Consider the following 11,587-nt stretch of genomic DNA (forward strand, 5'->3'; position numbering starts at 1 on the left):
TTGCGGCGCGGCTCGAGCCGCCCCCGAGGGGCGCGGGCGCCGACGATGTAGCTTAAGCGTAGCGCTTCAGCGCCAACAGCAGCAGCACCACGAAGACGGCGGCCCCCAGCGCCGCGAAGCCGTAGAGGGCACGGGGCGTGGACGTGCGGCGCAAGAGCTCCTCGGCCTGGGCGCGGTCCTGGGGGGCCGGATTGCTCGCCAACAGACGCTCGGCCTGGCGTCGGGCCCCGGCGACGTCACCGGCCTCCTTGAGGGCCCAGGCCGCGCGGACCTCGGGGGCGCCGGGCGGCTCGGGCGTCTGTCCGCCTTTCGCCATGGGCCCGCTGTATACCGGGGAATGCGAGCACCCGTCGACGGTATATAGATGCGCTCTATGTCCGCGCGGCGCCTGACCCGACGAAACCTCCTGCTCGGCACCTCCGCGCTCGTCCCGCTGCTGTCTGGGCGTGCGCGCGCCTTCGGTGAGAAGAACCGCTTCATCCCCGCGGTGGCGAAGCACGGCGGCCGCTGGGACGGGCGGCTGTCGGGCCTGCGTCGGATTGCGTGGGAGCTGCAGCGGCGCACCTCGGTGGAGGTGGTGCCGGACGCGCGCCCGTTCGCGCTGAGCAGCCCCGACCTCTTCGAGTACCCCTTCCTGTACTTCGGCGGCGACGGCGCGTTCCCCGCGCTCAGCGAGGCGGAGGTGACCAACCTGCGCCGCTACCTGACGTACGGCGGCTTCATGCTGGCGGACGCCAACGACGGCAGCGACGGGGACGGCTTCGACGCCAGCTTCCGCCGGGAGATGCGGCGCGTGCTGCCGCAGAGCCCGCTGACCGAGGTGCCCTCCACGCACGTGGTGTTCAAGTCCTTCTTCATGCTGGACGCGGCGCCCGGGCGGCTGCTCAACAAGCCGCAGCTCCTGGCGGCCAACCTGGGCAAGCGCGCCGCGGTGCTGTACTCGCAGAACGACGTGGCGGGGGCGTGGAGCCGCAACGAGACGGGCGACTACGAGTTCGACGTGAGCCCCGGCGGTGAGCCGCAGCGCGAGCTGGCGGTGCGCCTGGGCATCAACGTTTGCATGTACGCGCTCTGCCTGGACTACAAGGACGACGCGGTCCACCTGCAGCTCATCCTCAACAAGCGGCGCTGACGCGAAGGGCCTCACCTCAAGAGCCTGGATGAACTCCCCCACCTTCAACGCCTGGAAGCTCGTCAGCCTCTCTCCGCTGCCCTCGTGGGCGCTGGTGTTCCTCGCGCTCGGGCTGCTGTTAGGCGTGGGGCTGGCGGCCTGGGGCGTGCGCCGCGAGCCCGCGCGTGGCCGTCGCATCCTCTTGTGGGCCCTGCGCGTGGGCGCGGGCGTGGCCGCGCTCTTCTTCCTGCTGGAGCCGGGCATCCGTCACCTCCAGGTGGCGCGGATGAAGAACCGGGTGGCGGTGCTGGTGGACCGCTCGGCGTCCATGGGCTTTCCCACCGAGCCGGGCGGGCCCACGCGCAACGCGCAGGTGGCCGCGTTCCTGGAGAAGGCGGGCCCGGCGTTCGCGGGGCTGCAGGACCGCTTCACGGTGGAGATGTACGGCGTGGACCCGGAGCTTTCGCCGGTGACGCCCGCGTCGCTCGCCAAGGAGCCGCCCCGGGCGGGCACCACGGACCTGCTCGCCGCGCTGCGTGCGTCGGCGGGGGCGGGGCAGGGCGCTCGCAAGCTGTCCGGCGTGCTGCTGTTCAGCGACGGCGCGGACAACGCGGAGCTGAAGGCGGGCGTGGTGGGCCGCGCGCGCGCGGCGCTCGCGGACCTGGGCGTGCCGGTGTCCACCTTCACCGTGGGCCAGGAGGCGCTCAAGGACCTGGCGATTGAAGGCCTCAAGGTCGATGACTTCGCCTTCGTGCGCAACTCGCTCACGGTGGAGGCGGAGATCCACGGCAAGGGCTTCCGGGGCAAGGAGATTCCCGTCGTCCTCAGCCAGGAGGGCAAGACGGTGGCCACCAAGACGGTGCGCCTGGAGACGAACGACGACGTGAAGCCGGTGTCCTTCACCTTCACGCCGGACCAGACGGGCCGCTTCGTCTACACGGTGTCGGTGCCCACCTTCCCGGACGAGGCGGTGGCGGACAACAACAGCCGCTCCTTCACGCTGAAGGTCATCCGGGACCGGGTGCGCGTGCTGCTGGTGGTGGGCCGCCCCTCGTGGGACGAGCGCTACCTGCGCGGGCTGCTCAAGCAGGACGCGAACGTGGACCTCATCTCGTTCTACATCCTGCGCACGCTGTCGGACGACCCGGGGACGTCGAACGACCGGGAGCTGTCGCTCATCCCGTTCCCCATGGAGGAGATCTTCGACACGAAGCTGGACACCTTCGACGTCGTCATCTTCCAGAACTTCGGGCACTCGGACCCGTCGCTGTCCATCGCCGAGTACGAGCGCAACCTGGAGCGCTACATCCACAACGGCGGCGCCTTCGTGATGATTGGCGGCGACAGCGTGCTGGGCGAGGGGCGCGCCACCATGCCCACGCTGATGGACGCGCTGCCCGTGGCCGCCGCGGGCCCCGCCAACCTGGACGCGTTCACCGCGCGCCTGACGCCGGAGGGCCTGCGCCACCCGGTGACGGCCATCGGCACCGGCGCCTCCAGCACCGAGGCCGCGTGGGGCGAGCTGCCGCCCATCCCCGGCATCAACCTGACGCGCGCGCGGCAGGGCGCCACCGTGTTGCTGGAGCATCCGCATCTCACCTCGGACGGGAAGAACGCGCCGCTCGTCGCGGTGTGGGATTACGGCCGGGGGCGCGCGCTGGTGATGGCCACGGATGCGTCGTGGTACTGGGCCTTCGCGGCGCACCGGGATGGCTCTCCCAGCCGCGCGTATGACCGCTTCTGGGGCAACGCGCTGCGCTGGCTGGTGAGGGACCCGGACCTGACGACGCTGAAGGTGACGGCGGACCCGCCCTCGGTGGAGCCGGGGCGTCCGGTGGCGGTGGTGGTGCAGGCGCGCAGCGCGGACTACCAGCCGGCGCAGGACGCGCAGGTGCGCGTGGAGCTGTTCTCCGTGGCCGCGCAGAAGCCGGTGGCGGTGCAGACGGGGGCGACGGGGCCGGACGGCGTGGTGCGGCTGGAGTTCGCGCCGCCGGAGCCGGGCCCCTACAAGCTCCTCGCCACGGCGAAGAAGGGCGAGACGGAGCTGGGCCAGGGCGAGGACGCGGTGGCGGTGCGCGCCGTGGGGCCGGAGCTGTCGGACGCGTCGGTGCGGCCGGAGCTGATGGAGCAGGTGGCCAAGGTGACGGGCGGCAAGGCGTACAAGCTGCCCCAGGACAGCCTGCCGGACGTGCCGCTGCTGGACCCGCCCGTGGTGGAGGTGGGCCGCGCCAAGGACCAGCCGCTGTGGGACCGCTGGTACTACCTGGTGGCCCTCATCGGGCTGCTCGGCGCGGAGTGGTTCGCGCGGCGCCGCTTCGGCTACGTCTGACGCACGGGCCCGGAACAAGGGCGGCTGGGGCGTGTTCGCCAGGTGCGGTAGAGAGGGGACTTCGAGCCCCTGCCTGGAGCCCTTCTTGCGTCACGTCCTCGCGCTACTCCTCGTCGTCCTTCCGCTGTCCCCGGCCTTCGCGCAGTCGCTGCCCGCCGACTTCGACGCCACCCTCGAGAAGGCGATGAAGACCTTCGACGTGCCCGGCATCGCCGTGGCCGTGGTGAAGGACGGCAAGGTGGTGCTGTCCAAGGGCTATGGCGTGCGCAAGCTCGGGGACAAGACGCCGGTGACGGCGGACACGCTGTTCGGCATCGCGTCCAACAGCAAGGCCTTCACGGCGGCGGCGCTGGCCATGCTCGTCGAGGAGGGCAAGCTGCAGTGGGATGACCGCGTGGTGGACCACCTGCCGTCGTTCCAGATGCACGATGCGTACGTCACGCGCGAGCTGACGATTCGGGACCTGCTCGTGCACCGCAGCGGGCTGGGGCTGGGCGCGGGGGATTTGCTCTACTTCCCGCAGTCGACGTTCACCGAGGACGAGATTGTCTCGAAGCTGCGCCACCTGCCCCCGGCGTCGAGCTTTCGCAGCAAGTACGCGTACGACAACATCCTCTACCTCGTGGCCGGCAAGGTCATCGAGAAGGTCAGCGGCCGTCACTGGCGCGACTTCGTGCGTGAGCGCATCTTCGTGCCGGTGGGCATGCGCGACAGCAGCACGCTCTTCAAGGCGTTGCGCGTGAGCGGCAACGTGGCCACGCCGCACGCGAAGGCGGACGGCGTGCTCAAGGCCATCTCGCCCATGGGCTTCGAGAACAACGCGCCCGCGGCGGCCATCAACTCCAGCGTCAACGACCTGTCCAAGTGGATGATGACGCAGCTGGCCTTGGGCGTGATTCCGGGCACGGACGGCAAGAAGCGGCTGTTCAGCGAGGCGCAGTCGAAGGAGATGTGGGCGGCGCAGACGGTGATGAACGTCACCGAGCCGTCCAAGCCGCTCGCCGGGCTGCGCGCGAACTTCGCCGCGTACGCGCTGGGCTGGTCCTTGCGCGACTACAAGGGCTATAAGCTGGTGGGCCACGGCGGCGCGCTGCCGGGCTACTACTCGCGGGTGATGCTGGTGCCGGAGCTGAACCTGGGCGTCGCGGTGCTGACGAACCAGGAGGAGCGCGGGGCCATCGAGGCGCCGATGTGGACGGTGCTGGACGCGTTCATGGGCGGGCCCGCCACGGACTGGGTGGCCGCGTTCAAGGCGGATGACGACGCGAAGCGCGCCAAGGCGGAGGCCCAGGTGGCGGGGCTCCGCGGCAGCCGCAACGCCCAGAGCAAGCCGTCGCTCCCGCTCGACGCGTACACCGGCACGTTCCGCGACGCTTGGTACGGCGACGTGACGCTGACGCGGGAGGCGGACAAGCTGGTGCTGCGCTTCAGCCGGACGCCGGGTCTCGTGGGTGAGGTGGAGCACTGGCAATACGACACCTTCGTCGCGCGCTGGAAGGACCGCTCGCTCAACGCGGACGCGTTCGTGTCCTTCTCGCTCAAGCCCGACGGCGCGGTGGGGGAGATGCGCATGCAGCCCGTCTCACCGCTCACCGACTTCAGCTTCGACTTCCAGGACCTGCGCTTCACGCCCGTGAAGAAGGCGCCTGACGCCGTCGCGAAGCCCGTGCACTGAAGAGGGGCCGCTCTGGGACTCGCCCGTCCGGCCAGCAATGCCAGACGGGCGCGTCACCGGGTGAATCGGGCCGCTACTGCTTCTCCACCACGCCGCACGCCAGGCGACCGCCGGCGTCACCGGTCGGGTCCGTGGCGTAGTCGTCCTCCTTGACGTGGACGACGACGGCCGAGCCGTCCTTGTCGAACAGCGACTTCACCGTCAGCCCGCCCTGGGCGAACGTGTCGAACTGCACCTTGCCGTCCTGGCCCACGTAGAGGTTGGGCAGGTCGCCCAGGTGCTTGCCCTTGTGGGCCATCATCCCGTGCGCCTTCTTCGTCGGGTTGAAGTGCGCGCCGGCCGTCTTGAACTCCGGCGCCTCGCACTTGCCCGTCTCGTGGATGTGGAAGGCGTGCTGGCCGGGGGGCAGGTCGTGCAGCGTGCCCTTGATGAGGACGCCCTGCTTGGCCTGCTCGAAGGTGATTTCGCCCACGTCCTTGCCCTGCGCGTCCTTCACCGTCGCCTTCGCCGTCTCGCCCTTGGGCGCCTCCTTCTTCGCCGGCGCCGCGGCGGCGGGGGCGGGGGCGGGCGCGGGGGGCGTCGCCGCGGGGGCCTGGGCCAGCGCGGGCGCGGCGGCGGTGAGAACGGTGGCGGTCAGCAGCGCGCGAATCTTCATGGGTCGGGGTCCTCCTCCAGAGGGGAAATGCTGCTCAGCGAAGGTGGACACTAGCGGTTGTCCGCGCAGCCCGCAGGGAAACCATGCGGGCCGCCCACCGCCTCCTCACTCCTGTCCGATGGGCGGCACTACCAGCGGCACCGGCACCACGCGTGAAGCGCCGAAGGCCGGCGCCCAGGTGCGCTGAACCTCGGGGCCGTTGAGGAATCGCACGATGGCCTTGAAGGCCTCCTCAGGACCTCCCAGCGTCTCCGCCCACTCGAGGCCTCGCGGCGACAGGTTGGGCACCAGCGGCCCCAGCTCCTCGGCGGACGCGGACGAGCGCGTCACGCGCAGGCCCTCGTCGCGCAGCCGCTTGGGAACGAACAGCGGCGCGAAGCGCGCGTGCCGGTGGTCGTGGACGCAGCCCTCCTCCTGCAGCAGCGCCGCGGACAGGGGCAGCTCGCGCACGTTGAAGAGCAGCTTCACCGCGCCCACGTGCGGGTCGTACGGCCCGCGCAGCCGGTGGTCTCCGCGCGGAATCAGCCGCCGGTCCAGGTAGCAGTACGCCCGCGTCTCCGGAGGCAGCGTGCCCCGGTGCCGAGCGCCGCCATACCGGAAGAAGGGCCGCAGGTGCCTGGCGTCCACCTCCAGCGCGGGGCCCACCTTCAGCGCGCGCAGCTTCGGGAGCAGCTCCTCGGACAGCCCATGCACCCGCGCGAAGTCCGGCAGGTCGTCCAGCGAGGACGCCGCGAAGGCGCGGATGCGCGCGAGCAGCCGCTCCGGGTCCGCGTCCACCAAGAGCTCGTCGAAGCGCGTCTTCACCCCGGGCAGGCTCACGGGGACGAGCGTGGTGAGCGGCTCGCCCTCCGCGCTCCACCGCGCGTCCAGCGCGCTCGCCTCCGGCGTCGTGGGTGCCAGCCGCCACTCGGGCGCCTCGGGGGTGAAGTGCTGCCATGCCCCCCGGCGCTCGAAGCGCGGCGGGTCCACGTGGCCCGGCAGCGAGGACCACACGGTGATGCACGTGCGCACCTGCGTGCCGGCGAAGGCGCCCGGCCCCAGGTCCACCACCTCGCGCAGCGTCAGCATGCGCAAGAGCGACTGGCGCAGGGGCGCGTAGAGGAACGCGTCCAGCAGGCTCGCGGGCGTGATGAAGGCGAGCACGCCGGGCCGCGTGGACAGCCGGTGCGCGGCGACGAGCAGGAAGAAGGCGAAGTCGTCGCGCAGGCTGGTGCCCGGCGGCAGCGCCAGCGGCAACAAGGCACGCAGCTTCGCGTACGCGCCCGCGTCCTTCAGCACCGGCGAGGTGCCGTTGTAGGGCGGATTGCCCACCCACAGCTCGCGGTGCTCGGGCGGCGTGGCGGCGAGCATGGGCTCCAGCCCGCCTCGCAGCGTGTCGCCCTCCTTTACGTCCGCCTCGGGGACGCGGGCCTGACACAGCCGGGCCACGGCCGGGTCCAGCTCCAGGCCGCACAGGCGGGCTCCGGGCCAGAGCTTCGAGGCCGCCGACAGGAAGGCCCCGGCTCCACAAGCCGGGTCAATCACCGTGAGCGGCCCTGCTCCCAGGTGCGCCATCGCGAGCGATAGCGTGCGTTCCACCAGGGGCGCGGGCGTGAAGAACGCCCCCACCGCCTTGCGGTCGATTCCGGGGAACTGGTGGACGAGCTTCTCTTCGTCGACGTCCAGCAACCTATTCGCGGCGCGTGGCATTGAGGAGTCATCCTAGCCACCCCCGCCCCTCGCGGTGATCCACTCAAAGCTTTGCAAACGCACTCAAATGTCCGGATGTGATGTCCCAATCACTTCACATGCCCGGAAGTCTGAGATTTGGTGCCCCGCAATGCGTGACTTCAGCCCGCACCGTACACCCGTGAGGGTTGTGTGTGATGAGCCTGCTCACCCAGGTTGCTTCACCAGGGCGCGGAACACCCCCATTCCGGCCACCATCCCCACCACGAAGAGCGCCACCGTCAGTCCTCCCACCGGCAACACCACCAGGACCGGTCCCGGGCAGTAGCCCGACAGGCCCCAGCCCACGCCGAAGAGCACCGCGCCCGCCACCAGGCGTCCATCCACCGAGGCGGAGGTCGTCTCCGGGAAGGTGTCCGCCAGCACGGGGGCCGCGCGGCGGAGGATGAGCCCGCGCGCCAGCGCGTACGAGCCCAGCGCGCCCGCCATCACGAAGGCGAGGCTCGGGTCCCAAGCGCCCGCCACGTCGAGGAAACCCACCACCTTCGCCGGGTCCGTCATGCCGCCCACGCCCAGGCCGAGCGCGAAGAGCAGCCCCGCGGCGCCCGCCGTGAAGGCCTGCTTCATGACGCACCTCCCACGAGATGCCGGGTGACGAAGACGGTGGCCGCGCCCGCCGCCATGAACGTCAGCGTGGCCACCAGCGAGCGCTTGGAGCCCCGCGCCAGGCCACACACGCCGTGGCCGCTGGTGCAGCCGCTGCCCAGGCGCGTGCCGAAGCCCACGCACAGCCCGGCGATGAGCGGGGTGCCCACCCCGGTGAGCACCGGCGCGCCGAGCACCTCCGGCCGCACGGCCGCGAGCACCAAGCCGCCCAGCATCAGCCCACCGATGAAGGCTACGCGCCACCCGGTGTCACCCGACGCGGGCGCCCAGAGCCCACCGGCGATGCCGCTGATGCCGGCGATGCGGCCGTTGAAGAGGAGCAGGAGGGCCGCGCCCAGGCCCAGCAGGACACCGCCCAGGAGCGGAAGGAGGAACGTGTTCATCGATGCAGGCACCTGACGAGGAAGAGAATCGAGGCAAGCGGGTGCGACCGGCTCAGGAGCGTGGCACGCCGCCGGTCAGGATGTGAGAGCCCGCCCCCGGGAAAAGCACCCAGGGGCCCGTGTTGAGGCGGGTGGGTTCTCCCAGGCCGGCGGGCATGGCGCGCGGGCTCCCTCGGGGCCTCGACGCGCGGAGAGGACAGGGCCGCGGTGGTGAGACGAAGGGCGAAGGGGCGCGGCGACGCGGTGCTCGTCTCCGCGGCGACGCGGGGGGACCGGGAGGCGCTGCTCGCCCGATGAGCCTCCCCTCGGTGCACGGCTTCGGGCTGCTGCGCCTGTGCGGCTCCAGGGACCTGCTCCAGGAAACGCTGGTGACGGCGTTCCGGGAGCAGGCGCGGCTGTCGACATGGCTCTACCCGGTGGCGCGCGCTGACTGCTCACGGGAGCGCCGGAAGGAGGCGCGCGGAAGGGGCTCGCGTGTCGCTCGATGCGCCCGTGGCGCGGCAGGTGGTCTCCCTGAGCCGGCGCTCGACGACGTGGCGCACGCGCGTGAATCAGGCGCGGCCGATGGTCTCCCTGAGCCGGCGCTCGACGACGTGGCGCACGCGTGTGACTCAGGGGTGGCCGGTGGTCTCCCCGAGCCCGTGCTCGACGACGTGGCGCACGCGCGAATCGGGGGCGGCCGGTGGTCTCCCCGAGCCCGCGCTCGACGACGTGGCGCACGCGTGAATCAGGGGCGGCCGGTGGTCTCCTCCGGGCCTGTGCTCGACGGCGTGGCGCACGCGCGTGAATCAGGGGCGGCCGGTGGTCTCCTCCGGGCCCGCGCTCGACGGCGTGGCGCACGCGCGTGAGTCGGGGGCGGTGCTTTGGGATGCGCCCGGGACACTGTCCGCGTCGGACCGGCAGGCGCTGCGCCTCCGGGGCTTGGAGGGCCTGTCCGCGGAGGAGGCCGCGCGCCCGTCGGGCATCGACGTGCCCGCGCACAAGCGCCGTCTGCACCGCGCGCACGCGCCAGCGGGAGCAGCGCTCCAGCGTGTCTGCTGTCAGGGATTGAGCAAGAGGGGCGGGCCCCGGGCCCCTTGGAGGCCCGGCGCCCACCCCCGCCCTCCTCCCCAGGAGCAGTGACGGAGGAGGGCTATCTCGATGGCATCAAGCCTTGCTGGGCGTGGGAGTCGGTGTCCGACCTGTGTGTTCCACCGAGGCCGCCGCGGCCTCGGGCGCCGCCCCCAAGGGCCTGCCCGCGCCCATGTGCATGCGGTGCTTCACCTCGGCGAAGCGCTCGCTGGACTCGCGCTCCGGGAACATCAGCGACACGAGCACCCCCACGATGAAAGCCAATGGCATGGTGATGATGCCTGGATTCTTCAGCGGGAACAGGGCGCTCGTGTTCTTGAGCAGGTCCACTTGTACGGTGGGCGACAGGAAGATGAGCACCACCGCGCTGAACGAGCCCGTCAACATGCTCGCCACCGCGCCGTAGGTGGTGAACTTCTTCCACGCCATGGACAACAGCAGCGCGGGGAAGTTGGCGCTCGCGGCAATCGCGAACGCCAGCCCCACCATGAAGGCCACGTTCTGTCCCTTGAAGGCCACGCCCAGGATGATGGCGAGCACGCCCAGCAACAGGCTCGCCAGCCGCGCCACCTTGAGCTGCTCGTGCTCGGGGGCCTGGCCCTTGCGCACCACGCTGGACCACAAGTCATGGGACAGCGCCGCCGCGCCGGACAGCGTCAGGCCCGCGACCACCGCGAGGATGGTGGCGAAGGCCACCGCGGAGATGAAGCCCAGGAAGCCCGTGCCCCCCACGACTTCGGCGAGCATGGGCGCCGCCATGTTGCCGCCCTTGTCCACGCTCGTGATCGCCTGCCGGCCCACCAGCACCGACGCGCCGAAGCCGAGGATGAACGTCACCAGGTAGAAGTACCCGATGAGGCCCGTGGCGTAGAACACGCTGCTGCGCGCGGCCTTCGCGTCCGGCACCGTGTAGAAGCGCATCAGGATGTGCGGCAGGCCCGCGGTGCCGAACATCAGCGCCAGGCCCAGCGAAATCGTCTCCAGCGGGTTGCTCACCAGCGTGCCCGGCGCCAGCGTCTTCTCCCCGTACTGGCGGGTGGCCTCGCTGAAGAGCGCCAGCGGGCTGAAGCCGAACTTGTAGAGCACCGCCAGCGCCAGCGCGGACGCGCCCGCCAGCAGCAGCACCGCCTTCACGATCTGCACCCACGTGGTGGCGATCATCCCGCCGAAGAGCACGTAGAGGATCATCACCGCGCCGACGATGACGACGGCGACCTCGTAGGACAGCCCGAAGAGCAGGTGGATGAGGTTGCCGGCGCCCACCATCTGCGCAATCAGGTAGAAGCTCACCACCGTGAGCGTGCCCAGCGCCGCGGCCAGCCGCACCGGCGTCTGCTTGAGCCGGTACGCCACGACGTCCGCGAAGGTGTACTTGCCCAGGTTGCGCAGGGGCTCGGCGATGAGGAACGTCACCACCGGCCAGCCCACCAGCCAGCCCACCGAGTAGATGAGGCCGTCGAAGCCCGACATGGCGACCAGGCCCGCGATGCCCAGGAAGCTGGCGGCGCTCATGTAGTCGCCCGCCAGCGCGAAGCCGTTCTGCAGCGCGCTCACCCCGCCGCCCGCCGCGAAGAACTCGGACGTCGTCTTCGTCTTGCGCGCCGCCCAGTACGTGATTGCCAGGGTGACGCCCACGAAGAGCAGGAAGAAGAGGATGGCCGTGGAGTTGGGCTGGCCCAGCTGCGTGCCCGTTGCCGAAGGGGGATTCATGCGGATTCTCCTCTCAACGACGCAGTTCGCGCAGGGCCCGGTCGTACTTGCCGTTCGCCCAGATCATGTAGATGCCCGTCAGTGCCCAGGCCGTCACGATGACGAGCGCGCCCAGGAGGATGCCCACCGACAGACCGGGGACGAGCTGCTGGCCCATCAACGGCTTGTTGAAGGCCACCAGCAGGATGAAGCCGAAGTAGGCCACCAGCGTGGCCACGGTGAGGACGGCGGCCACCCGCCAGCGCGCGGCCGCGAGTCTTTCCAACGCCTCTTCTTGAGATGGGGAGGACATCGCTTGAGCTCCGGGTAGGGGTGGGAA

Annotated in this window: 12 protein-coding genes; 5 read left to right on the forward strand and 7 right to left on the reverse strand. The window is 71.0% G+C overall.

From position 1 onward, the window contains the following. Positions 1-52: 52 nt before the first annotated feature. Positions 53-316 carry a DUF2379 family protein gene (locus K8640_RS17370; RefSeq protein ID WP_223748043.1) on the reverse strand — a complete coding sequence of 88 codons (264 nt, stop codon included), beginning with the start codon at positions 314-316 and terminating at the stop codon, positions 53-55. A 57-nt stretch (positions 317-373) separates the two neighbouring features. Here K8640_RS17370 and K8640_RS17375 point away from each other — a divergent pair, with 57 nt between their 5' ends. The 3 genes from K8640_RS17375 (at position 374) to K8640_RS17385 (ending at position 5,115) form a co-directional block, all read left to right on the forward strand. Continuing rightward, the gene (locus tag K8640_RS17375) at positions 374-1,132 is read left to right on the forward strand and encodes a DUF4159 domain-containing protein (RefSeq protein WP_223748044.1); all 759 of its coding nucleotides are present in this window, start codon (positions 374-376) and stop codon (positions 1,130-1,132) included. A gap of 28 nt (positions 1,133-1,160) precedes the next feature. Continuing rightward, complete coding sequence (locus K8640_RS17380; RefSeq protein WP_223748045.1) at positions 1,161-3,440, forward strand: glutamine amidotransferase; 2,280 nt, start codon at positions 1,161-1,163, stop codon at positions 3,438-3,440. 85 nt (positions 3,441-3,525) lie between these two features. Next, a complete protein-coding gene (locus tag K8640_RS17385) occupies positions 3,526-5,115 on the forward strand; it encodes a serine hydrolase (protein WP_223748046.1) in 1,590 nt (529 codons plus the stop codon). 73 nt (positions 5,116-5,188) lie between these two features. On the opposite strand, the gene K8640_RS17390 is transcribed toward K8640_RS17385, so the two are convergent. The 4 genes from K8640_RS17390 to K8640_RS17405 all read right to left on the reverse strand — a co-directional run bounded on the left by K8640_RS17390 (position 5,189) and on the right by K8640_RS17405 (position 8,487). Then, complete coding sequence (locus K8640_RS17390) at positions 5,189-5,770, reverse strand: superoxide dismutase family protein (protein WP_223748047.1); 582 nt, start codon at positions 5,768-5,770, stop codon at positions 5,189-5,191. Positions 5,771-5,875: 105 nt separating this feature from the next. Further along, the gene (locus tag K8640_RS17395; protein WP_141333196.1) at positions 5,876-7,459 is read right to left on the reverse strand and encodes a class I SAM-dependent DNA methyltransferase; all 1,584 of its coding nucleotides are present in this window, start codon (positions 7,457-7,459) and stop codon (positions 5,876-5,878) included. A 186-nt stretch (positions 7,460-7,645) separates the two neighbouring features. Next, positions 7,646-8,065, reverse strand: a complete 420-nt coding sequence (locus tag K8640_RS17400) for a DUF6691 family protein (RefSeq protein WP_223748048.1) — start codon at positions 8,063-8,065, stop codon at positions 7,646-7,648. Continuing rightward, the gene (locus K8640_RS17405) at positions 8,062-8,487 is read right to left on the reverse strand and encodes a YeeE/YedE family protein (RefSeq protein ID WP_223748049.1); all 426 of its coding nucleotides are present in this window, start codon (positions 8,485-8,487) and stop codon (positions 8,062-8,064) included. The genes K8640_RS17400 and K8640_RS17405 overlap by 4 nt, the downstream gene beginning before the upstream one ends. Positions 8,488-8,961: 474 nt before the next feature. Here K8640_RS17405 and K8640_RS17410 point away from each other — a divergent pair, with 474 nt between their 5' ends. Next, positions 8,962-9,213 (forward strand): hypothetical protein, encoded by a 252-nt coding sequence (locus K8640_RS17410; RefSeq protein ID WP_223748050.1) that lies wholly within the window; start codon positions 8,962-8,964, stop codon positions 9,211-9,213. Between the two features lie 132 nt (positions 9,214-9,345). Beyond that, complete coding sequence (locus K8640_RS43140; RefSeq protein WP_223748286.1) at positions 9,346-9,609, forward strand: sigma factor-like helix-turn-helix DNA-binding protein; 264 nt, start codon at positions 9,346-9,348, stop codon at positions 9,607-9,609. Between the two features lie 24 nt (positions 9,610-9,633). Here K8640_RS43140 and K8640_RS17420 read toward each other — a convergent pair whose 3' ends face one another. Beyond that, a complete protein-coding gene (locus tag K8640_RS17420; protein WP_223748051.1) occupies positions 9,634-11,268 on the reverse strand; it encodes a sodium:solute symporter family transporter in 1,635 nt (544 codons plus the stop codon). A 13-nt stretch (positions 11,269-11,281) separates the two neighbouring features. After that, positions 11,282-11,560, reverse strand: coding sequence for a DUF485 domain-containing protein (locus K8640_RS17425; protein ID WP_046715732.1), 279 nt, complete (start codon positions 11,558-11,560; stop codon positions 11,282-11,284). Between the last annotated feature and the right edge of the window lie 27 nt (positions 11,561-11,587).

The sequence above is a fragment of the Myxococcus sp. XM-1-1-1 genome, from assembly GCF_020037095.1.
In the GTDB taxonomy this organism is placed as follows: Bacteria; Myxococcota; Myxococcia; order Myxococcales; family Myxococcaceae; genus Myxococcus; species Myxococcus fulvus.

What these genes read in the sequence shown, in the direction of transcription:
- K8640_RS17395 (WP_141333196.1), bottom strand. Translation starts at nt 7,459, where the DNA reads ATGCCACGCGCCGCGAATAGGTTGCTGGACGTCGACGAAGAGAAGCTC.
- K8640_RS17390 (WP_223748047.1), bottom strand. Translation starts at nt 5,770, where the DNA reads ATGAAGATTCGCGCGCTGCTGACCGCCACCGTTCTCACCGCCGCCGCG.
- K8640_RS17380 (WP_223748045.1), top strand. Translation starts at nt 1,161, where the DNA reads ATGAACTCCCCCACCTTCAACGCCTGGAAGCTCGTCAGCCTCTCTCCG.
- K8640_RS17420 (WP_223748051.1), bottom strand. Translation starts at nt 11,268, where the DNA reads ATGAATCCCCCTTCGGCAACGGGCACGCAGCTGGGCCAGCCCAACTCC.
- K8640_RS17370 (WP_223748043.1), bottom strand. Translation starts at nt 316, where the DNA reads ATGGCGAAAGGCGGACAGACGCCCGAGCCGCCCGGCGCCCCCGAGGTC.
- K8640_RS17425 (WP_046715732.1), bottom strand. Translation starts at nt 11,560, where the DNA reads ATGTCCTCCCCATCTCAAGAAGAGGCGTTGGAAAGACTCGCGGCCGCG.
- K8640_RS17400 (WP_223748048.1), bottom strand. Translation starts at nt 8,065, where the DNA reads ATGAAGCAGGCCTTCACGGCGGGCGCCGCGGGGCTGCTCTTCGCGCTC.
- K8640_RS17375 (WP_223748044.1), top strand. Translation starts at nt 374, where the DNA reads ATGTCCGCGCGGCGCCTGACCCGACGAAACCTCCTGCTCGGCACCTCC.
- K8640_RS17405 (WP_223748049.1), bottom strand. Translation starts at nt 8,487, where the DNA reads ATGAACACGTTCCTCCTTCCGCTCCTGGGCGGTGTCCTGCTGGGCCTG.